19 protein-coding genes are annotated in these 20,631 nt (G+C 57.5%); 13 read left to right on the top strand and 6 right to left on the bottom strand.

Annotation, left to right across the window (positions count from 1 at the left end; genetic code table 11):
• From murD to mutT, 12 genes are all read left to right on the top strand, one after another.
• Window positions 1-1,317, top strand: coding sequence for a UDP-N-acetylmuramoyl-L-alanine--D-glutamate ligase (gene murD / locus B4056_RS12570; protein WP_288654900.1), 1,317 nt, complete (start codon window positions 1-3; stop codon window positions 1,315-1,317).
• Window positions 1,317-2,531, top strand: a complete 1,215-nt coding sequence (ftsW, locus tag B4056_RS12565) for a cell division protein FtsW (protein WP_039382578.1) — start codon at window positions 1,317-1,319, stop codon at window positions 2,529-2,531. The genes murD and ftsW overlap by 1 nt, the downstream gene beginning before the upstream one ends.
• A complete protein-coding gene (gene murG / locus B4056_RS12560; RefSeq protein ID WP_039382580.1) occupies window positions 2,528-3,586 on the top strand; it encodes an undecaprenyldiphospho-muramoylpentapeptide beta-N-acetylglucosaminyltransferase in 1,059 nt (352 codons plus the stop codon). Before ftsW ends, murG begins: the two co-directional genes overlap by 4 nt.
• Before the next feature lie 70 nt (window positions 3,587-3,656).
• Window positions 3,657-5,132 carry a UDP-N-acetylmuramate--L-alanine ligase gene (gene murC / locus B4056_RS12555; RefSeq protein WP_039382582.1) on the top strand — a complete coding sequence of 492 codons (1,476 nt, stop codon included), beginning with the start codon at window positions 3,657-3,659 and terminating at the stop codon, window positions 5,130-5,132.
• Entirely contained in the window at window positions 5,125-6,045 is a 921-nt protein-coding gene (locus B4056_RS12550; protein WP_039382584.1) for a D-alanine--D-alanine ligase, read from the top strand. The genes murC and B4056_RS12550 overlap by 8 nt, the downstream gene beginning before the upstream one ends.
• A 1-nt stretch (window position 6,046) precedes the next feature.
• Window positions 6,047-6,883 carry a cell division protein FtsQ gene (gene ftsQ, locus B4056_RS12545; protein WP_071669074.1) on the top strand — a complete coding sequence of 279 codons (837 nt, stop codon included), beginning with the start codon at window positions 6,047-6,049 and terminating at the stop codon, window positions 6,881-6,883.
• The gene (gene ftsA / locus B4056_RS12540) at window positions 6,883-8,139 is read left to right on the top strand and encodes a cell division protein FtsA (RefSeq protein ID WP_039382588.1); all 1,257 of its coding nucleotides are present in this window, start codon (window positions 6,883-6,885) and stop codon (window positions 8,137-8,139) included. The genes ftsQ and ftsA overlap by 1 nt, the downstream gene beginning before the upstream one ends.
• Window positions 8,140-8,211: 72 nt before the next feature.
• Window positions 8,212-9,366: a cell division protein FtsZ gene (gene ftsZ / locus B4056_RS12535; protein ID WP_039382590.1), complete on the top strand. Its 1,155-nt coding sequence runs from the start codon at window positions 8,212-8,214 to the stop codon at window positions 9,364-9,366.
• Window positions 9,367-9,466: 100 nt separating this feature from the next.
• Window positions 9,467-10,384 (top strand): UDP-3-O-acyl-N-acetylglucosamine deacetylase, encoded by a 918-nt coding sequence (gene lpxC / locus B4056_RS12530; RefSeq protein WP_039382593.1) that lies wholly within the window; start codon window positions 9,467-9,469, stop codon window positions 10,382-10,384.
• A gap of 267 nt (window positions 10,385-10,651) precedes the next feature.
• Window positions 10,652-11,152 carry a secA translation cis-regulator SecM gene (secM, locus tag B4056_RS12525; RefSeq protein ID WP_039382596.1) on the top strand — a complete coding sequence of 167 codons (501 nt, stop codon included), beginning with the start codon at window positions 10,652-10,654 and terminating at the stop codon, window positions 11,150-11,152.
• 72 nt (window positions 11,153-11,224) lie between these two features.
• Window positions 11,225-13,930, top strand: coding sequence for a preprotein translocase subunit SecA (gene secA / locus B4056_RS12520; protein WP_288654897.1), 2,706 nt, complete (start codon window positions 11,225-11,227; stop codon window positions 13,928-13,930).
• Between the two features lie 125 nt (window positions 13,931-14,055).
• The gene (mutT, locus tag B4056_RS12515) at window positions 14,056-14,451 is read left to right on the top strand and encodes an 8-oxo-dGTP diphosphatase MutT (protein WP_039382599.1); all 396 of its coding nucleotides are present in this window, start codon (window positions 14,056-14,058) and stop codon (window positions 14,449-14,451) included.
• Window positions 14,452-14,477: 26 nt separating this feature from the next.
• On the opposite strand, the gene yacG is transcribed toward mutT, so the two are convergent.
• The 3 genes from yacG to coaE are packed head-to-tail and all read right to left on the bottom strand — an operon-like array spanning window position 14,478 to window position 16,040.
• Window positions 14,478-14,675: a DNA gyrase inhibitor YacG gene (gene yacG, locus B4056_RS12510; protein ID WP_039382601.1), complete on the bottom strand. Its 198-nt coding sequence runs from the start codon at window positions 14,673-14,675 to the stop codon at window positions 14,478-14,480.
• Window positions 14,676-14,683: 8 nt separating this feature from the next.
• Window positions 14,684-15,427, bottom strand: coding sequence for a cell division protein ZapD (zapD, locus tag B4056_RS12505; RefSeq protein ID WP_039382603.1), 744 nt, complete (start codon window positions 15,425-15,427; stop codon window positions 14,684-14,686).
• Between the two features lie 4 nt (window positions 15,428-15,431).
• On the bottom strand, window positions 15,432-16,040 hold the full coding sequence (gene coaE, locus B4056_RS12500; RefSeq protein WP_039382604.1) for a dephospho-CoA kinase: 609 nt from the start codon (window positions 16,038-16,040) through the stop codon (window positions 15,432-15,434).
• A gap of 218 nt (window positions 16,041-16,258) precedes the next feature.
• Between coaE and B4056_RS12495 the strand changes: the two genes are divergently transcribed.
• The gene (locus tag B4056_RS12495; protein ID WP_094110735.1) at window positions 16,259-17,299 is read left to right on the top strand and encodes a GMP reductase; all 1,041 of its coding nucleotides are present in this window, start codon (window positions 16,259-16,261) and stop codon (window positions 17,297-17,299) included.
• 29 nt (window positions 17,300-17,328) lie between these two features.
• Here the strand turns inward: B4056_RS12495 and hofC are convergent, their stop codons facing one another.
• From hofC to ppdD, 3 genes are read right to left on the bottom strand one after another with little or no spacing between them, the layout of a single operon-like run.
• Complete coding sequence (hofC, locus tag B4056_RS12490; RefSeq protein WP_288654894.1) at window positions 17,329-18,528, bottom strand: protein transport protein HofC; 1,200 nt, start codon at window positions 18,526-18,528, stop codon at window positions 17,329-17,331.
• The gene (gspE, locus tag B4056_RS12485; protein ID WP_071669070.1) at window positions 18,521-19,909 is read right to left on the bottom strand and encodes a type II secretion system protein GspE; all 1,389 of its coding nucleotides are present in this window, start codon (window positions 19,907-19,909) and stop codon (window positions 18,521-18,523) included. The genes hofC and gspE overlap by 8 nt, the downstream gene beginning before the upstream one ends.
• Window positions 19,902-20,351 carry a prepilin peptidase-dependent pilin gene (gene ppdD / locus B4056_RS12480; RefSeq protein ID WP_039382612.1) on the bottom strand — a complete coding sequence of 150 codons (450 nt, stop codon included), beginning with the start codon at window positions 20,349-20,351 and terminating at the stop codon, window positions 19,902-19,904. Before ppdD ends, gspE begins: the two co-directional genes overlap by 8 nt.
• Window positions 20,352-20,631: the final 280 nt, after the last annotated feature.

The following is a 20,631-nucleotide window of genomic DNA, read 5'->3' as shown; positions in this document are numbered from 1 at the left end:
ATGGCTGACTATCGGGGCAGAAACGTTGTCATTATCGGGCTGGGTATTACCGGCCTCTCCTGTGTCGATTTCTTCCTGGGGCAGGGCGTTACGCCACGCGTCATGGATACCCGTCTCTCACCGCCAGGCCTGGATAAGCTGCCGGAGCAGGTAGCGTGTCATACCGGCAGTATCAACAGCGACTGGCTACTGGCCGCCGATCTGATTGTCGCCAGCCCCGGCATTGCGCTGGCGCACCCGGCGCTGAGCGAAGCAGCGGACGCTGGTATTGAGATCGTGGGGGATATTGAGCTTTTCTGCCGCGAAGCGCAGGCGCCGGTTGTGGCCATCACCGGCTCCAACGGTAAAAGCACGGTCACTACGCTGGTGGGCGAAATGGCCCGCGCAGCAGGCTGGGCAGTGGGCGTGGGCGGCAACATCGGCTTGCCGGCGCTGACGCTGCTGAAATCGCCTGCGCAGCTCTATGTGCTGGAGCTCTCCAGCTTTCAGCTGGAAACCACACACAGTCTGAAAGCGGCGGCTGCCACGATCCTCAACGTGACGGAAGATCATATGGATCGCTATCCGCTGGGCATACAGCAGTATCGCGCCGCCAAGTTACGTATTTATGAAAACGCGGCGATTTGTGTCGTTAATGCCGATGATGGCATGACTATGCCAGTGCGCGGCGCCGATCGGCGCTGTATCAGCTTTGGTGTCGACCTGGGCGATTATCATCTGACCCGGCAGCAGGGCAGTACCTGGCTGCGCGCCCAGGGTGAAAAGATCCTGAACACCGCTGAGATGAAGCTGGTGGGGCAGCACAACTACACTAACGCGCTGGCTGCGCTGGCGCTGGCAGATGCAGTGGCTATCCCGCGCGCGTCGAGCCTGAAAGCGCTGACGACCTATAGCGGTCTGCCGCACCGCTTCCAGCTAGTACATGAAGCGCGCGGAGTGCGCTGGGTCAACGATTCCAAAGCCACCAACGTTGGCAGTACCGAAGCGGCGCTGCAGGGATTACAGGTAGCGGGCACGCTCTGGCTGCTGCTCGGCGGCGACGGCAAAGGCGCGGATTTCTCACCGCTGGCGCGTTATCTGCAGGGCGATAATATCCGCCTGTTCTGTTATGGCCGCGATGGCGATGCGCTGGCCGCGCTGCGGCCAGAGGTCGCGACACGTACCGAAACGCTGCAGCAGGCGGTCGCACAGATTGCAACGGCGGCTCAGTCTGGTGACATGGTGCTGCTTTCTCCCGCCTGTGCCAGTCTCGATCAGTTTCGTAATTTTGAGCAGCGCGGCGATCTCTTCGCGCAACTGGCGAAGGAGTCTGGCTGATGCGTATACCCGGAACCGCTATTGCCAGTTTCCTGTCCGTGCGTCTGCGCGACTGGGTTATGGGCGCACGCGATGGCGACGACGCACCGGTGGTGCTTTACGATCGCACGCTCTTATGGCTGACGTTTGGTCTGGCTATTATCGGGTTTGTGATGGTGACGTCCGCCTCCATGCCGGTAGGACAGCGTCTGAACGACGATCCCTTCTATTTTGCCAAGCGCGACGCGTTTTACATCCTGCTGGCTCTCGGTATGGCGCTGGTCACCCTGCGTATTCCGATGGATTTCTGGCAGCGCTACAGCAACGCCATGCTGGTGGCGTCCGTGCTGATGCTGCTGATTGTGCTGGTCGTGGGCAGCTCGGTGAACGGGGCATCGCGCTGGATTGCGCTGGGGCCGCTGCGTATCCAGCCGGCGGAACTCTCAAAGCTCTCGCTGTTCTGCTATCTCGCCAGCTATCTGGTGCGCAAAGTGGAAGAGGTGCGTAACAACTTCTGGGGATTCTGTAAGCCGATGGGCGTTATGGTGATCCTCGCCGTACTGCTGCTGGCGCAGCCGGACCTCGGGACGGTGGTTGTGCTGTTTGTGACCACGCTGGCGATGCTGTTTCTCGCGGGGGCCAAACTGTGGCAATTCCTTGCGATCATCGGCTCCGGTATCTTTGCCGTGGTGCTGCTGATTATCGCCGAACCCTATCGTATGCGCCGCGTCACCTCGTTCTGGAATCCGTGGGAAGATCCGTTTGGCAGCGGCTATCAGCTGACGCAGTCGCTGATGGCGTTTGGCCGCGGTGAATTCTGGGGGCAGGGGCTGGGTAACTCAGTGCAAAAGCTGGAGTATCTGCCGGAGGCGCACACCGATTTTATCTTCTCGATAATAGGTGAGGAGCTCGGTTATGTCGGTGTGGTTTTAGCCCTGTTAATGGTATTCTTCGTCGCTTTTCGCGCGATGTCGATTGGCCGTCGCGCCCTTGAGCTGGACCAGCGTTTTTCCGGCTTTCTCGCCTGCTCAATTGGCGTCTGGTTTAGCTTCCAGGCACTGGTTAACGTCGGCGCGGCAGCCGGTATGCTGCCGACAAAAGGCCTGACGCTGCCGCTGATCAGCTACGGGGGATCGAGTCTGATTATTATGTCGACCGCCATCGTATTTTTACTGCGTATCGATTATGAAACGCGCCTGGCGAAAGCGCAGGCGTTTACCCGAGGTGCCCGATGAGTAGCAAACGGCTGATGGTCATGGCTGGCGGAACCGGCGGACATGTGTTTCCTGGTCTGGCAGTGGCACATCATCTGATGGAGCAGGGCTGGCAGGTACGCTGGCTGGGAACGGCTGACCGGATGGAAGCGGATCTGGTGCCGAAACACGGTATTGAGATCGACTTCATCCGCATCAGCGGACTGCGCGGCAAAGGGATCAAAGCGCTGCTGCTGGCCCCGGTACGTATTTTCAACGCCTGGCGTCAGGCGCGCCGCATCATGAAACAGTGGCAGCCCGACGTGGTACTGGGCATGGGCGGCTATGTCTCCGGGCCGGGTGGTCTGGCGGCATGGAGCTGCGGTATCCCGGTCGTGCTCCACGAACAGAACGGTATCGCCGGACTCACCAATAAGTGGCTGGCAAAAATTGCCACCAAAGTGATGCAGGCGTTTCCCGGGGCGTTCCCTGCAGCCGATATTGTCGGCAACCCGGTGCGCACCGATGTGCTGGCGCTGCCGTCGCCGGCTGAACGCCTGCGCGATCGCAGCGGTCCGCTGCGGGTGCTGGTCGTTGGCGGCAGTCAGGGCGCCCGGATCCTGAACCAGACGCTGCCTCAGGTCGCCGCCGAACTGGGCGACGCCATTACCCTCTGGCATCAGACCGGCAGAGGCGGCCAGGCGATAGTGCAGCAGGCGTACCAGGCTGCAGGTCAGCCGCAGCATAAGGTCACAGAATTTATTGACGATATGGCCGCTGCCTACGCCTGGGCGGACGTAGTGGTATGTCGCTCAGGTGCGCTGACGGTGAGCGAAATTGCTGCGGCAGGTCTGCCGGCTATTTTCGTGCCGTTTCAGCATAAAGATCGCCAGCAATACTGGAATGCGCTGCCGCTGGAAAACGCGGGCGCGGCCAGAATTTTTGAGCAGCCGCAGTTTACTGCGGAAGGGGTGGCGGAGACGCTGCGCCAGTGGGACCGCGCGACGCTGCTGACCATGGCTGAACAGGCCCGTCAGGTTGCGATCCCGGATGCCACCGAACGCGTTGCCCGTGAAGTGGCGCGCGCTGCAAAGTAAATTTTCGGGCCTGATGAATAGGCCTGCATCCGTATGCGGGTGCGAACAGGAAAACAGGTAACAGAGAGCGATGAATACACAACAACTGGCAAAACTGCGTTCAATTGTGCCCGAGATGCGACGCGTCCGGCACATCCACTTTGTTGGCATCGGCGGTGCCGGCATGGGCGGTATTGCCGAAGTGTTGGCGAATGAAGGATATCACATCAGCGGATCCGATCTGGCGCCCAACGCGGTGACCCAGCATCTTGCTTCGCTGGGGGCGACTATCTATTTTAACCATCGTCCGGAGAACGTCACCGACGCGAGCGTGGTCGTGGTGTCAACCGCGGTGGCGCAGGATAATCCCGAGCTGGTGGCGGCGCGCGAGCAGCGTATTCCGGTGATCCGCCGCGCAGAGATGCTGGCCGAGCTGATGCGTTTCCGCCACGGCATCGCCATTGCCGGTACGCACGGTAAAACCACCACCACCGCCATGGTCACCAGTATCTACGCGGAAGGTGGCCTGGATCCGACCTTTGTGAACGGCGGCCTGGTAAAAGCAGCAGGCACGCATGCGCGGCTGGGTACCAGCCGCTACCTGATTGCTGAGGCGGATGAGAGCGACGCCTCTTTCCTGCATCTGCAGCCGATGGTCGCCATTGTGACCAACATCGAAGCGGATCACATGGATACCTATCAGGGCGATTTTGAGAACCTGAAACAGACCTTTATCAATTTCCTGCACAATCTGCCGTTCTACGGTCGCGCGGTGCTCTGTGTGGATGATGTCGTGATCCGCGACCTGATCCCGCGCGTGGGTCGCCAGATTACCACCTACGGCTTTAGCGACGATGCGGACGTACGGGTAGAGAACTATGAGCAGCGCGGTGCGCAGGGGCATTTTACCCTGCGCCGGCATGATAAACCGCTGCTGCAGGTTACTCTGAATGCGCCAGGCCGCCATAACGCCCTTAACGCGGCGGCAGCCGTAGCGGTCGCCAGTGAGGAAGGCATTGAGGATGCGGCCATTCTCGCGGCGCTTGAGAGTTTCCAGGGCACTGGTCGCCGCTTTGACGTGCTGGGTGAGTTTGATACTGCTGCCGTAAACGGCAAGCCGGGCAGCGCGATGCTGGTTGACGACTATGGTCATCATCCGACCGAAGTGGATGTCACGATCAAGGCAGCGCGCGCCGGCTGGCCGGATAAAAAGCTGATGATGGTGTTCCAGCCGCATCGCTATACCCGCACCCGCGATCTGTTTGACGATTTCGCCAGCGTGCTCTCCCAGGTGGATGTATTGCTGATGCTGGAGGTCTATCCGGCCGGAGAGGCACCGATTCCGGGTGCCGACAGCCGTTCGCTCTGCCGGGCAATCCGCAGTCGCGGCAAAGTCGATCCGATTCTGGTGACTGAGCATGACGCCCTGCCGGATGCGCTGGCTCCCCTGCTGTCAGGTGACGATTTAGTGATTGTGCAGGGCGCAGGCAACATCGGCAAAATCGCGCGCCGGCTGGCTGAAAGTCAGCTGCAGGCTGCACCGAACCAGGAGGCGCGTCATGGCTGATAAAGTCGCCGTATTAATGGGCGGCACCTCAGCAGAGCGCGAGGTGTCACTGAATTCAGGCAGCGCAGTGCTGGCTGGCCTGCAGGAAATGGGCGTTGATGCGCACGGTGTGGATACTCGTGATGTATCGGTGCTGACGCTCAAAGAGCAGGGGTTTAACAAAGTCTTTATTGCGCTGCACGGGCGCGGTGGTGAGGATGGTACGCTGCAGGGCGTGCTGGACTTTATGCAGCTACCCTACACGGGCAGCGGCGTGATGGCCTCTGCTATCACCATGGATAAATTGCGCAGCAAGCTACTGTGGCAGGGCAGGGGACTGCCGTCAGGCAAGTTTATCTGGCTGACCCGGGAGCAGTATCAGCAGGGAATCGATGCGCAGACCGCTACCGCTATTGACGCGCTGAGTTTACCGCTGTTTGTTAAGCCGAGCTGTGAAGGCTCCAGCGTAGGCATCAGCCGGGTTGAGCGCGCTGACGATCTGCCAGCGGCACTGGATGAAGCGTTTCGCCACGACAACGATGTACTGATTGAAGCTTTTTTAAGCGGTGATGAGTATACCGTGGCAATTGTCGGGGAAGAAATCCTGCCATCCATTAAAATTAAAACAGCCAGCGCTTTCTATGACTATGAAGCAAAATACATTTCTGACGATACTCAGTACTTCTGTCCCAGCGGTCTGAGTGCAGAAAAAGAAGCTGAACTGCAAAAGCTGGTGCTGGCTGCCTGGCAGTCGCTGGGCTGCAGTGGCTGGGGACGCGTGGATGTCATGACCGATAGCGAAGGCCGTTTTCAGCTGCTGGAGGTCAATACGTCGCCGGGCATGACCAGCCATAGTCTGGTTCCGATGGCGGCACGGCAGGCGGGTTACAGCTTTCCGCAGCTGGTAACGCGTATCCTGGCGCTGGCTGACTGATATGTCTCAGGCAGCGCTACGCGTACGCAACCGCGAACCTCAGGAGCGAGCCCGCACCGGGCGCAGCAACGGCGCACGGCTGTTTGGCATTGTGTTTCTGCTGCTGGTGCTGGGCACCATGATAGCCGGTGGCCTGGTGGTCCTGAAGTGGATGAATGACGCTTCACGTCTGCCGCTATCAAAGCTGGTCGTAACGGGGCAAACCCACTACACCACGCATGATGATATTCGCCAGGCGATTCTGTCACTGGGCGCCCCGGGGACCTTTATGTCGCAGAATGTGGATATCATTCAGCAACAGATTGAACGATTACCCTGGATTAAACAGGTCAGCGTGCGCAAGCAGTGGCCTGATGAGCTGAAGATAAATCTGGTGGAGTATGTTCCGGTTGCACGCTGGAACGACTCGCACATGGTAGATGCCGATGGCGTCTCCTTCAGCGTTCCGGCCAGTCATGTCGGCAAAGAGAATCTGCCGATGCTCTATGGACCGGAAGGCAGTGAAAAAGAGGTGCTGGCGGGTTATCACTCCCTGCGGGATGTGCTCCAGGCCAGCAAGTTTACCCTGAAGGTCGCGTCGATGACGGCGCGTCGCTCATGGCAGCTGGTCACCGGGGACGATATCCGCATCGAACTGGGACGGAGCGATACCATGAAGCGTCTGAACCGTTTTATTGAGCTCTATCCGGAGCTGCAGCTGCAGGGCCAGAATGAAAGCAAGCGTGTTGATTATGTTGATCTACGCTATGACTCTGGCGCCGCAGTAGGCTGGGTTCCGGCACCGATTGAGCCACAGGACAGTAATCAGCAACAGAACCAGGCACAGGCTAAACCATAATGATCAAGGCAACGGACAGAAAACTGGTAGTAGGACTTGAAATTGGCACCGCGAAGGTTGCCGCCCTGGTTGGAGAAATTCTGCCTGATGGTATGGTCAATATTATCGGGGTGGGCAGCTGCCCGTCGCGGGGTATGGACAAAGGCGGCGTAAACGATCTGGAGTCGGTGGTGAAGTGCGTACAGCGCGCCATCGATCAGGCGGAACTGATGGCGGATTGCCAGATTTCGTCGGTCTACCTTGCTTTATCGGGCAAACACATCAGCTGTCAGAACGAAATCGGGATGGTTCCGATTTCCGAAGAGGAAGTGACTCAGGATGATGTGGAAAACGTTGTCCATACGGCTAAATCAGTGCGCGTACGTGATGAGCATCGCATTCTGCATGTCATTCCGCAGGAGTATGCCATTGACTACCAGGAAGGCATCAAGAATCCGGTGGGCTTATCCGGCGTCCGTATGCAGGCCAAAGTACATTTAATCACCTGTCACAACGATATGGCGAAAAATATCGTAAAAGCAGTTGAACGTTGCGGACTTAAAGTTGACCAATTGATTTTTGCCGGACTGGCTTCCAGCTTTTCTGTCCTGACAGAAGATGAACGTGAGCTGGGCGTCTGTGTTGTCGACATCGGTGGCGGTACAATGGATATCGCGGTGTATACCGGCGGCGCGCTGCGTCATACCAAGGTGATCCCCTATGCCGGGAACGTTGTGACCAGCGATATCGCCTATGCATTTGGTACACCGCCTACTGACGCTGAGGCGATCAAAGTACGCCACGGCTGCGCGCTGGGATCGATTGTCGGCAAAGATGAGAATGTAGAAGTGCCAAGCGTAGGCGGACGTCCGCCGCGCAGTCTGCAGCGTCAGACGCTGGCTGAAGTCATTGAGCCGCGCTACACCGAGCTGCTGAATCTGGTGAACGACGAGATTCTGCAACTGCAGGAGCAGCTGCGCCAGCAGGGTGTGAAGCATCATCTTGCTGCCGGTATTGTATTAACCGGCGGCGCGGCGCAAATTGAAGGTCTGGCAGCCTGCGCACAACGCGTGTTTCATACGCAGGTGCGTATCGGCCAGCCGCTGAATATTACGGGCCTGACCGACTACGCTCAGGAGTCTTACTACTCCACGGCGGTGGGCCTGCTGCACTATGGTAAAGAGTCACACCTGAACGGTGACGCAGAAACAGAAAAACGTGCTTCAGTTGGCAATTGGTTTAAACGAATCAACAGCTGGCTGAAGAAAGAGTTTTAATTTTGATAAAAGGAGATCATGCTGGCAATGTTTATGATCTCCAGGCGAACAGGCACATAACGGAGAGAAATCATGTTTGAACCTATGGAATTAACCAATGACGCGGTGATTAAAGTCATCGGCGTCGGCGGTGGCGGTGGCAACGCCGTAGAGCACATGGTGCGCGAGCGTATCGAAGGTGTGGAATTCTTTGCTGTAAACACGGACGCTCAGGCGTTACGTAAAACAGCGGTCGGCCAGACGATCCAGATCGGGACCAATATCACCAAAGGTCTTGGCGCAGGGGCTAACCCGGAAGTCGGTCGTACCTCAGCGGAAGAAGATCGCGAAGCACTGCGTTCTGCGCTGGATGGGGCAGACATGGTGTTTATCGCAGCCGGTATGGGCGGCGGTACCGGTACCGGTGCTGCGCCTGTTGTCGCTGAAGTGGCTAAAGATCTCGGGATTCTGACCGTTGCTGTCGTGACCAAGCCGTTCAACTTTGAAGGCAAAAAACGTATGGCGTTTGCTGAGCAGGGTATTGCTGAGCTCTCCAAGCACGTTGACTCCCTGATCACCATCCCGAATGACAAACTGCTCAAAGTGCTGGGCCGCGGTATCTCGCTGCTGGACGCTTTTGGCGCAGCAAACGATGTACTGAAAGGTGCGGTTCAGGGTATTGCTGAACTGATTACCCGTCCGGGTCTGATGAACGTCGACTTTGCAGACGTGCGTACCGTGATGTCAGAAATGGGTTATGCCATGATGGGCTCTGGCGTGGCGTGCGGTGAAGATCGTGCTGAAGAAGCTGCTGAAATGGCAATTTCCAGTCCGCTGCTGGAAGATATCGACCTCTCTGGCGCACGTGGCGTGCTGGTCAACATCACTGCCGGCTTCGATCTGCGTCTGGATGAGTTTGAAACCGTCGGTAATACTATCCGCGCATTCGCTTCTGACAATGCGACCGTGGTTATCGGTACCTCACTGGATCCAGAGATGAATGATGAGCTGCGTGTCACCGTCGTGGCCACCGGCATCGGTATGGATAAGCGTCCGGAAATCACTCTGGTGACCAATAAACCTGCTTCGCAACCGGTTATGGATCACCGCTATCAGCAGCACGGCATGGCGCCGCTGCCGCAGGAGCAGAAACCTGCTGCGAAAGTTGTTAACGAACAGCCGGCCGCTTCCGGTAAAGAGCCTGACTATCTTGATATTCCAGCGTTCCTGCGTAAACAGGCAGATTAAGAATAAGCTGATAATTGGGATTTCCCGCTCTTTGTGCTAAAGTCTTCGCCCGCCGGTAATTTATACTGGCGGTCGGATGGTAATATTGCGAGATAATGCGATGATCAAACAAAGGACACTAAAACGTATTGTTCAGGCGACTGGCGTCGGTTTACATACCGGCAAAAAAGTCACGCTGACTTTACGCCCTGCGTCGGCTAACACCGGGGTCATCTATCGTCGCACCGACTTGAATCCACCGGTTGATTTCCCGGCTGATGCAAAATACGTGCGCGACACCATGCTGAGTACCTGCCTGGTGAACGATGAAGGCGTACGTATTTCAACGGTAGAACACCTGAACGCCGCGCTGGCGGGTCTGGGTATCGATAACATTATTGTGGAAGTCGATGCACCAGAAATTCCAATTATGGATGGCAGCGCAGCACCTTTCGTCTACCTGCTGATGGACGCAGGTGTGGAAGAGCTTAACAGCGCGAAAAAATTTGTACGCGTTAAGCAGGCGGTACGGGTAGAAGATGGTGATAAGTGGGCTGAGATCAAACCGTATAACGGTTTCTCGCTCGATTTCACTATCGATTTCAAACATCCGGCTATCGATTCAAGCTCGCAGCGTTACCAGCTCAACTTCTCGGCTGAGGCATTTGTCCGCCAGATCAGCCGTGCGCGCACCTTTGGCTTTATGCGTGAAATTGAATATCTGCAGTCTAAAGGCCTGTGCCTGGGCGGTAGTTTAGATTGTGCGATTGGCCTTGATGATTTCCGCGTGCTGAATGAAGATGGCCTGCGCTTTGAAGATGAGTTTGTACGGCACAAAATGCTGGATGCTATCGGCGATCTGTTTATGTGTGGTCACAACGTGATTGGTGCCTTTTCGGCGTTTAAATCAGGCCATGCGTTAAACAACAAGCTGCTGCAGGCTGTCCTGGCGAAACAGGAAGCCTGGGAGTGGGCCACCTTCGAAGATGAAGCTGAGCTGCCGCTGGCGTTTAAAGCACCTAATTTAGTCCTGGCTTAACAGCCGGTCATAAGAACGGCGGATACCCTGACACTCTCTCCGGTCAGCGGTATCCGCCGTTTTTTTTCGCCTCTCTGATGGCGTGGAAGCCCGCCCGCAAAATGCCCGCCTGTCTGGTGAAATGCTGTACGAAAAGCGTGAAATCCGCCGTAAGCCGCCCGATCTCTGCTGTGGAAGCCGTACATAAGTGCTATTATCTGGCGCTCATATAAGCGGGCTGACAGCATGTCAGCCGCATGGATGTGTTATTAACGTTGCGGACGGATTGTGATCGGACTCTTTTCACGCTGGCGACAATTAGGCAGGCGCTATTTCTGGCCACATCTCCTGCTGGGGATGGTGGCGGCCAGTCTGGGCCTGCCTGCCTGCGCGCAAAACGCCGAGCCTTCCGCCAGCGACTCCCCGGTCAGCAGCCTGTTCACCGGCAATGTGGTTCACTTTGATCACCTGATCCGGCTGCAGGAGAGCGCCCGCCGGCCTGGCGCTAATGTCGATTACTGGCATCAGCACGCTATCCGCACGGTGATCCGCCACCTCTCATTCAGTCTGTCACCGGCCACCGAAGCTGAAGCTGAAATCGCGCTGCCGCTTGCCGTACAGAAGCTGGCGCTGATTGATTCGCTGCAGGCGCTGCTGACATCGCCTGTGCAGCCGCAGCCCGCGCATTTGACACTGCCGTACGCCTGCTATCACTCTCCGATAGCTCATGCCGTTGCTGACTGGCAGGCTACCAGCGATGGTATCCGCGCCGGACCTTTCGTTGCCTGATTACGCCCCCCTTTTCCCCTTTTTAAGAGTTAACCGGCCGCGATATCCCGGCTGATAAGAGAAAAATTGAACATGTTAATCAAACTGTTAACGAAAGTGTTTGGCAGCAGCAACGATCGTACGCTGCGCCGCATGCGCAAAGCTGTAGATGTCATCAATAAGATGGAACCTGAGTTCGTCAAACTGTCAGATGATGAACTGAAAGCCAAAACCAATGAATTCCGCGCGCGTCTGGAAAAGGGCGAAGCGCTGGAGAGCCTGATCCCGGAAGCGTTCGCCACCGTACGCGAAGCGAGTAAGCGCGTATTTGGCATGCGCCACTTCGATGTGCAGCTGATTGGCGGTATGGTGCTGAATGAGCGGTGCATTGCGGAGATGCGTACTGGTGAAGGTAAAACGCTGACCGCCACGCTGCCCGCTTACCTGAACGCGCTGAGCGGCAAAGGCGTGCACGTAGTTACCGTCAACGACTATCTGGCACAACGTGATGCAGAGAACAACCGCGCGCTGTTTGAGTTTCTGGGCCTGAGTATCGGTATCAACCTGCCAGGCATGACTGCGGTTGCCAAGCGTGAAGCTTACGCGGCTGATATCACCTACGGCACCAATAACGAATATGGCTTTGACTACCTGCGCGACAACATGGCATTCAGCCCGGAAGAGCGCGTACAGCGTAAGCTGCACTATGCGCTGGTGGATGAAGTCGACTCCATTCTGATTGATGAAGCGCGTACGCCGCTGATTATTTCGGGTCCGGCGGAAGATAGCTCCGATCTCTATATCAAGGTCAATAAAATCATCCCGCACCTGGTTCGTCAGGAAAAAGAAGATTCTGACAACTTCCAGGGAGAAGGCGACTTCTGGGTCGATGAGAAAGCGCGTCAGGCGCACATGACTGAGCGCGGCCTGGTCAAGGTTGAAGAGCTGCTGGTCAGCCAGGGCATTATGGAAGAGGGCGAGTCGCTCTACTCGCCAACCAATATTATGCTGATGCATCACGTCACCGCTGCGCTGCGTGCGCACGCGCTCTTCACGCGTGACGTCGACTATATCGTTAAAGAGGGTGAGGTCATCATTGTTGATGAGCACACCGGCCGTACCATGCAGGGGCGTCGCTGGTCTGATGGTCTGCATCAGGCTATTGAAGCCAAAGAGGGAGCGGATATCCAGAATGAGAACCAGACGCTGGCGTCCATCACCTTCCAGAACTACTTCCGTCTGTATGAGAAGCTGGCCGGTATGACCGGTACGGCGGACACCGAAGCATTTGAATTCAGCTCGATTTACAAGCTCGACACTATCGTGGTGCCAACTAACCGTCCGATGGTGCGTAAAGACATGGCCGATCTGGTCTACATGACCGAGAAAGAGAAGATCGATGCCATCATTGAAGATATTCGTACCTGTACGGCAAAAGGCCAGCCGGTGCTGGTGGGGACTATTTCGATTGAGAAATCAGAAGTGGTCTCTAATGAACTGACGCGCGCCGGTATTAAACACAGCGTGCTGAACGCCAAATTCCACGCCAGCGAAGCCGATATTGTAGCGCAGGCAGGCCAGCCGGGAGCGGTGACTATCGCGACCAACATGGCGGGTCGTGGTACCGACATCGTGCTGGGTGGCAGCTGGCAGGCTGAAGTGGCCGCGCTGGAAGCGCCGTCTGAAGAGCAGGTGCAGGCGATTAAAGAGGCGTGGAAACTGCGTCACGATGCCGTACTGGCCTCAGGCGGTCTGCATATCATCGGTACTGAGCGTCATGAATCACGTCGTATCGATAACCAGTTGCGCGGCCGTGCCGGTCGTCAGGGCGATGCCGGCTCTTCTCGCTTCTACCTCTCTATGGAAGATGCACTGATGCGTATCTTCGCCTCCGATCGCGTTTCGAACATGATGCGCAAACTCGGCATGAAGCCAGGTGAGGCGATTGAGCATCCGTGGGTGACCAAAGCGATCGCAAACGCGCAGCGCAAGGTTGAGAGCCGCAACTTCGATATTCGTAAGCAGCTGCTGGAGTATGATGACGTCGCAAACGACCAGCGTCGTGCTATCTACAGCCAGCGTAATGAACTGCTGGATGTCTCTGATGTGTCTGACACCATCAACAGCATTCGTGAGGATGTGTTTAAGGCGACAATCGACACCTATATTCCGCCGCAGTCGCTGGAAGAGATGTGGGACGTGCCGGGCCTGGAAGAGCGTCTGCGCACCGATTTTGATCTCGATCTGCCGGTTGCTGAGTGGCTGGATAAAGAGCCGGATCTGCATGAAGAGACGCTGCGTGAACGGATCATGACCCGCGCGCGCGAAAGCTATGCGGCGAAAGAAGAGGTTGTCGGCACCGAAATGATGCGCAACTTCGAAAAAGGCGTGATGCTGCAGACGCTGGATTCGCTGTGGAAAGAGCATCTGGCGGCGATGGACTATCTGCGTCAGGGGATCCATCTGCGCGGCTATGCCCAGAAAGATCCCAAGCAGGAATATAAGCGCGAATCCTTTGCCATGTTTGCGGCAATGCTGGAGTCACTGAAGTATGAAGTGATCAGCACGCTGAGCAAGGTTCAGGTGCGGATGCCGGAAGAAGTTGAAGCGATGGAGCAGCAGCGTCGCGAAGAAGCTGAACGTCTGGCACAGCAGCAGCAGCTGAGTCACGTGGATGATGAAACCGCCGCCGCCGAGGCGCTTGCCGCCCAGGGTGGTGAACGTAAAACCGGGCGTAACGATCCCTGCCCGTGTGGCTCGGGCAAAAAGTATAAGCAGTGTCACGGCCGTCTGGCCTGACCCTGAAAAGGAGCCTGCGGGCTCCTTTTTTTTACGGTTATGACGCCGTTCAGGCCGGGTTATTAACATCCGCGCCGCGCTGTTTTACACTTTGCGCACTTTGATAATAAAGCGGGATCAACTCTATGAAGCACCTGCAGGTCGCAGTCGGCATTATCCGTAATGCCAGCCGCCAGATTTTCCTTGCGCAGCGCGCAGCCAGCTCTTATATGGCAAACAAATGGGAGTTCCCCGGCGGAAAAATTGAACAGAATGAAAGTGCGGAGCAGGCGCTGAAGCGTGAGCTTATGGAGGAAACCGGTATTGAGGTGACCCGTGCGACCGCAATCGGCCAGGCTGACCACGCCTATGATGACCTGCGCGTCACGCTGCATTTCTTTCTGGTGGAAGCGTGGCAGGGTGAGCCATGGGGACGCGAGGGGCAGCCGCAGCGCTGGGTAGCGCAGCGCGATCTTATTGCAGAGGAGTTTCCGGCTGCAAACCATGCGCTGATTGCCCGTCTGGTGGCGGACGAACTCTGAAACAGGGGCGCGATGCCCCTGCTGTTTTATTGCTGCTCTTCACTCCACTCATCGCTGTCGGTCTGGTCACCACTGCTGGGAATGCGTTTTTCCTCTGCGGCCCATTCGCCAAGATCAATCAGCTGACAGCGTTTGCTGCAGAACGGACGCCACGGGCTAAGTTCATCCCACATCACATCTCTGCCGCAGTTCGGGCAGGGTACGGTAATCATCTCTTCCGGCATAATATCCTCTAACAGCAGGCCAGTTCAAAATTCAGGCGGGCAGGCACCGCGCCCTGTTCGCTATCCAGCGGCAAAAAACGAATAGCGTAACGGCTTTTATGACCTGAAATCTGCGGATAGAGTGCATCTTCCAGCGTCAGCCGCAGCCGCAGCAGGTCTGCTCCTTCAGCATTGTCCTGATAAAATCCATTCAGGCTGGTCTGATGACGAAATACGCCAGACTGGCGGATAAGATCGAGGATCATCATCAGGCTGTTACGCAGCGGCTCAAGCGATGCCAGCCAGCCAGCTACCTGCGTATCGCGCAGCGTCTGCTCCTGGTGCAGCCAGATGTGCAGGCCAGGTAAATCAAAACTGCAGCAGCCGCCGGGAATGCTGAGACGCTGACGTACCAGCGATATCAGCCGATCGTCACGCAGATGCTGGCCCATACGCGGTGCGCTCAGCAGCTCAGCGGAGAGCTGTTTAAGGCGGTTGCTGAGCTGGCTTACCGTCTGCTCATCAACACCGGGCACATCCAGCCAGGCGCGCAGTTTCTGCTGCTGACGCTCCAGCTCTTTAAGCAGCTCGGTCCGCATATCGCCGCGCTCAAAAATATCCAGCAGGTCGGCAAGAATGCGAAACACGCCCAGTGCGGCAACGGAATGATTCACCGGTACCGTTTCATGCAGCTGATTGAGTAAAAACTCGACGCGCAGCCAGGTGCGCATCTTCTCATTCAGCGGATGCTCAAACAGAACAACTGTACTCATTATCTTAATCCCGTCCGGTTGCTGCCAGGCGCAAATAACGCTGGTGAAGTTCAGCAACCCGCGGCAGCACCTGTTCGGGTGTGCCGCTATTATCAATAATATCATCGGCGCAGGCGAGGCGCTGTTCGCGGCTCACCTGCGCAGCAAGAATACGTTGTGCCTGGCTCAGCGACACGCCGTCGCGCTGACGCGTACGCTGCAGCTGAACCGCTTCATCTACATCGACCACCAGCACGCGATCGGCCTGGCGCTGCAGGTTGTTTTCAATCAGCAGGGGAACCACCCATAGAACATAAGAGGATGACGCCTGCGCCCTGAGCTGTTGAGTACGGGCATTAATCAGCGGATGCAGCAGCTGATTAAGCCAGTTTTTCTCCTGCGGCTGCTGGAAAATAATCTCCCGCAGACGAGCGCGATAGAGCGTGCCTTCTGCCGTCAGAATGGATTCGCCATGGCGTTTTACAATCGCCTGTAGCGCTGGCGTGCCCGGCTCTACCACCTCGCGGGCGATCACATCAGCATCAATGATCTCCACGCCCAGAGCAGCAAAGGCGTTAGCGACGGTGCTTTTACCACTACCAATGCCGCCGGTAAGCGCAACGGTAAACAGCATATTTTTCTCCCGGTATGCAGCGCATCAGAGGGCGGCAGTGTCACAAAAGTGAGAAGGCGATCACATACTTAGCGATCGGCTAAATTTACCGGATTGTAGCGTAAGTAAAGTGAAATTCGCACCCTTGCCACCGCCGTTATGGCGCGTATGATAACGACACTGGAGCCGTGAGCGCTACCCGAACTGCGGTTCGTTTTCACTAACCAGGACCCTCTGCTATGCGTATTGAAGAAGATATCAAACTGGGCTTTAAAGATGTGTTAATCCGCCCGAAACGCTCAACGCTCAAAAGCCGTTCTGATGTTGAACTGGCACGCACCTTTACCTTTAAGCACTCCGCTCTGGAGTGGCGCGGCGTGCCGGTTATCGCGGCAAATATGGATACCGTTGGCACGTTCACCATGGCAGAAGCGCTGGCTGGTTTTGAGGTGCTTACTGCAGTTCATAAACACTATAGTATTGATGCATGGCAGGCGTTTATCCAGCGCGTGCCCACTTCCGTGCTGAAGTACGTCATGGTGTCAACCGGGACGTCAGAAGCGGATTTCACTAAACTGAATGCGATTCTTGCTCTCTCGCCGCAGCTTCAGTTTATCTGCATCGACGTGGCGAACGGCTATTCAGAGCACTTTGTTGCGTTTCTGCAGCGTGCGCGTGAACGCTTTCCGGATAAGACCATCTGCGCCGGTAACGTCGTGACGGGAGAGATGGTGGAAGAGCTGATCCTGTCAGGTGCGGATATTGTCAAAGTAGGTATCGGCCCGGGATCGGTCTGCACAACGCGCATCAAAACCGGCGTCGGTTATCCGCAGCTGTCGGCGGTGATTGAGTGCGCCGATGCCGCGCACGGTCTGGGCGGACAGATTGTCAGCGACGGCGGCTGTTCCGTGCCGGGCGATATTGCCAAAGCGTTTGGCGGCGGCGCTGATTTCGTCATGCTGGGCGGTATGCTGGCGGCGCACGATGAGTGTGAAGGCACGCTTGTGGAAGAGCAGGGCGAGCAGTTTATGCTGTTTTATGGCATGAGTTCTGAATCGGCGATGAAACGCCACGTGGGCGGCGTAGCGCAATACCGTGCGGCGGAGGGCAAGACCGTACGGCTGCCGTTGCGCGGGCCGGTTGCAGAGACCGTCAAAGATATTCTGGGCGGCCTGCGTTCAGCCTGTACCTACGTTGGCGCCGAACGTCTGAAAGAGCTGACCAAGCGTACAACGTTTATCCGCGTGGCAGAGCAGGAGAATCGCGTTTTCAACCGATAAACCTTCCGGACGGGCGCAGCAGGCGCCCGCTAACGTATTACCTCTCCCAGACCAAATACCGGCAGATACATGGCGATAACCAGCGTGCCCACGATCGCACCGATCACCAGCATCATCGCCGGTTCAAGCGCAGCAGCCAGTGCCTCCGCCCGGTTTGAGGTTTCCGTTTCATGCCACTCTGCCAGCCGGGACAGCATGATATCAAGCGCGCCAGCCTCTTCCCCGGCTCCTGTCAGCTGGGCACAGAGCGGCGTAAACAGCGTATGCTGCTGCAGTGCCTGGTGCAGCGGGGCGCCGGCAGCGATATGCGCCTGCAGCTGTATAATCGCTTCGCGCCACAGGCGCGCCGTCAGCGTCATCTCCACTGTCTGCAGGCTGTGCAGCAGCGTAAGCCCTGCCTGCTGCGTCAGCTGCAAAATGGCATAAATCTGGCTGAGCTGCGCACCGCGCCAGAGCGGGGCGATCAGCGGCAGGCGCAGGATAAAATGCTGCAGGCGCCGCTGCCAGCGCGCGGAGCGGCATACAATCTGGCACGCTGCGATGGCGCAGCCGGCAGCGATCAACAGCAGCGGCAGTGCGGTCTGCTGCATGCCTTCTGACAGCGCGACAACGCCTGCGGTAAAGGCGGGCAGCGGTGCATCAAAGCTGGCATAGACGGCAGTAAACTCCGGCAGCACAAATAACAGCATACCGGCACTGACCGCCAGCGCCACCAGCAGGATAAAGAGCGGATAGCGCAGCGCTTTGCCAACCTTCTGGCGTAGCAGGCGCTGCTTTGTCTGCTGCTGCGCCAGCCGCAGGCAGCAGCTGTCGAGCTGTCCGGTGGTCTCACCGACCTGCATCAGCGCAGAAAAGAGGGGCGGAAAGAGATCGGGCCACGTGCGCAGCGCCTGCGAAAATGCCTCTCCGGCCAGCACCTGCTGCTGCAGACCCGCGAGCACTACGCGCCAGCCGGCATGCGGATGCCCCTGCGCCAGCAGCATCAGGCTTTCAGCCAGCGGTAACCCTGCTTTTAGCAGCGTAGCCAGCTGATGCATCAGCTCAATTTTTTGCTGCCATTTCCAGTCGCGTCTGCGCCAGCAGCGGCCGCGTTGCCAGCTCACGATCAGCATGCCGCGATCGGCGAGCTGATTCAGCAGCGCGGACCGATCGCGCAGCAGCGACTCTCCTGCCTGCAGCTCGCCCATGGTGTCCAGCGCCTGCCAGCGGTAGTGATAGAGTTTAGCCATTATCCAGCCCTACCACGCGCTGCATCTCTTCAAACGATGTCTCCCCGCGGCTTACCGCTTCAAGACCGGCGCTGAGCAGGGTTTTCATTCCCTGCTCGCTGGCGAGCGTCAGCACATGTTCCAGCGGCATATCTGAAGAGATGGCGTTCTGCAGCCTGCTGTTAACCGGCAGGATTTCAAACAGCGCAAGGCGCCCATAGTAGCCGGAAAAACAGTGGTCACAGCCCGGCGCTCGCCAGGTCTGCAGGGTGCCGGGCCAGAGCGTGGCAGGCAGATGAGCGATAGCCTGTGCTGGCTGGCGACAGTGCAGGCAGAGACGACGAACCAGACGCTGTGCAATCACCAGCTGCAGCGCTGGCCCCAGCAGATAGCCCGGGATCTCCATCTGTCTGAGGCGCGTCAGCGTTTCAGCGGTAGAGTTTGTATGCAGCGTGGAGAGAACCAGGTGGCCGGTTTGTGCCGCTTTTACCGCAATACTGGCCGTTTCACTGTCGCGGATTTCACCGACCATGATCACATCCGGATCCTGACGCAGCAGGGCACGCAGTACGCGATTAAAGTCGAGACCGCTGCGGGGGCGCACCTGAGTCTGATTGATGCCGGTCAGCGGGATCTCTATCGGGTCTTCAACGCTGCAGATATTTTTTTCCGGCACGTTCAGTGCGCTGAGGCTGCTGTAGAGCGTAAAGGTTTTGCCGCTGCCGGTCGGGCCGGTCACCAGAATCAATCCCTGCGGTTTAACCAGAGCCTGTTTCAGCAGACGCAGCTGGGCCAGCGGCATACCGAGTTTATCCAGCGCAATCGCACTGCTTTCACCCTGCAGCAAGCGTACAACGGCTTTTTCGCCGTGGCTGACCGGCAGCGTGGCGAGGCGAAAGGCGGCATCGCTGCCGTTTATCTCCTGGGTAAACTGCCCATCCTGCGGCAGACGCCGCTCTGCAATATCAAGCCCGGCGAGCACCTTCAGCCGCGCCAGCACGGCTGCCGGCTGCACCTCCGGCAAGCGCGGCAGATTATGTAGCACGCCGTCGATGCGCAGCCGGATGCGCAATCCCTGCGGCTGAGGCTCAATATGCACATCTGAAGCGCGTCGCTGTACGGCCTGATGCAAAATCTGGTTTACCGCCTCGGTTGCTGAGGCTGCGCTGCGCTGCTCAGGCAGCCGCTCATCGGATAGTGACGGGTGCAGCGCCTGCTCCATGCGGGCAGCCGGCCAGCACTCAATCTCTACCTGACGCTGGCAGGCGAACTGCAGCGCCTCCAGCAGCTGCGGGTGGGGAGAGTCGGTAACGGCTACGCGCAGCCGGGTGTCATCATGCTGCAGCAGCCGCGCCTGATAGCGGGCGCACAGCGCCAGCAGTGTCGGATCATGCTCAGCCATTGGTCTCATCCTTATCTGCAAACCGGAACTGGTTCAGACAGTTATCGCGCAGGCTGCTGCTGCTGCTGGTACAGCTGCGCTGCCAGTTAAGCATGCCTTCAGCCGTGTTCCAGACGGGCTGCATCTCCACGCTCAGCCCGCTGAGGTTCTCCTGGCCGGTAAGCGCAATCACGCCACCGGTAACGGTGAGCGAGGCGACATAGCGCGAGCCTCTGGCCGCCGGAATGCCGTGTTCACCAGCCTGACACTGTGCCGGACCGCCGCGCTCAATGGCGCAGAGTTCCACCGCCGTTTTATAGGGCAACATGGTTTGCAGCATGTCAGTCAGCGCTGCGCGCTGCAGGTAATTTTGATAAGCAGGCAGGCCAATTGCGCTGAGAATAGCGACGATGCCGATGACGATCATCAGTTCAATCAGGGTAAAACCGCGTTGTCTTTCCATAGCAGGGCTCCTTTGTTCTGCAGCGCTACGATAAGCAGCACCCGCGGGTGATGAAAGCGTATCGCCTGAAAAACGGAGCGTGCCGCGCAGCCATTTTTAGCGATTGCAGCAAACGACAGTTGCAGTACCGGGCGGGCTCACAACGCCGGGCAGAACAGGGCCACCGAAAGCGTTATAACGCTGGCCTGTTTTTGCAGCGGCAGCGGCAATGACCGGAGGATGAGAAAGCGCGCTATCGCACGAAGACGCTAAACCCTGCTCTGAATCGTGATATTCTCGG

Source organism: Pantoea sp. UBA7232, assembly GCF_002473195.1.
Taxonomy (GTDB): domain Bacteria; phylum Pseudomonadota; class Gammaproteobacteria; order Enterobacterales; family Enterobacteriaceae; genus Pantoea; species Pantoea eucrina.
The sequence above is the reverse complement of the archived record's forward strand: the minus strand, read 5'-3'. Positions and strand labels throughout refer to the sequence as shown.

Coding starts and splice junctions, on each gene's coding strand:
- murD (WP_288654900.1), top strand. CDS start 1: ATGGCTGACTATCGGGGCAGAAACGTTGTCATTATCGGGCTGGGTATT.
- ftsW (WP_039382578.1), top strand. CDS start 1,317: ATGCGTATACCCGGAACCGCTATTGCCAGTTTCCTGTCCGTGCGTCTG.
- murG (WP_039382580.1), top strand. CDS start 2,528: ATGAGTAGCAAACGGCTGATGGTCATGGCTGGCGGAACCGGCGGACAT.
- murC (WP_039382582.1), top strand. CDS start 3,657: ATGAATACACAACAACTGGCAAAACTGCGTTCAATTGTGCCCGAGATG.
- B4056_RS12550 (WP_039382584.1), top strand. CDS start 5,125: ATGGCTGATAAAGTCGCCGTATTAATGGGCGGCACCTCAGCAGAGCGC.
- ftsQ (WP_071669074.1), top strand. CDS start 6,047: ATGTCTCAGGCAGCGCTACGCGTACGCAACCGCGAACCTCAGGAGCGA.
- ftsA (WP_039382588.1), top strand. CDS start 6,883: ATGATCAAGGCAACGGACAGAAAACTGGTAGTAGGACTTGAAATTGGC.
- ftsZ (WP_039382590.1), top strand. CDS start 8,212: ATGTTTGAACCTATGGAATTAACCAATGACGCGGTGATTAAAGTCATC.
- lpxC (WP_039382593.1), top strand. CDS start 9,467: ATGATCAAACAAAGGACACTAAAACGTATTGTTCAGGCGACTGGCGTC.
- secA (WP_288654897.1), top strand. CDS start 11,225: ATGTTAATCAAACTGTTAACGAAAGTGTTTGGCAGCAGCAACGATCGT.
- mutT (WP_039382599.1), top strand. CDS start 14,056: ATGAAGCACCTGCAGGTCGCAGTCGGCATTATCCGTAATGCCAGCCGC.
- yacG (WP_039382601.1), bottom strand. CDS start 14,675: ATGCCGGAAGAGATGATTACCGTACCCTGCCCGAACTGCGGCAGAGAT.
- zapD (WP_039382603.1), bottom strand. CDS start 15,427: ATGAGTACAGTTGTTCTGTTTGAGCATCCGCTGAATGAGAAGATGCGC.
- coaE (WP_039382604.1), bottom strand. CDS start 16,040: ATGCTGTTTACCGTTGCGCTTACCGGCGGCATTGGTAGTGGTAAAAGC.
- B4056_RS12495 (WP_094110735.1), top strand. CDS start 16,259: ATGCGTATTGAAGAAGATATCAAACTGGGCTTTAAAGATGTGTTAATC.
- hofC (WP_288654894.1), bottom strand. CDS start 18,528: ATGGCTAAACTCTATCACTACCGCTGGCAGGCGCTGGACACCATGGGC.
- gspE (WP_071669070.1), bottom strand. CDS start 19,909: ATGGCTGAGCATGATCCGACACTGCTGGCGCTGTGCGCCCGCTATCAG.
- ppdD (WP_039382612.1), bottom strand. CDS start 20,351: ATGGAAAGACAACGCGGTTTTACCCTGATTGAACTGATGATCGTCATC.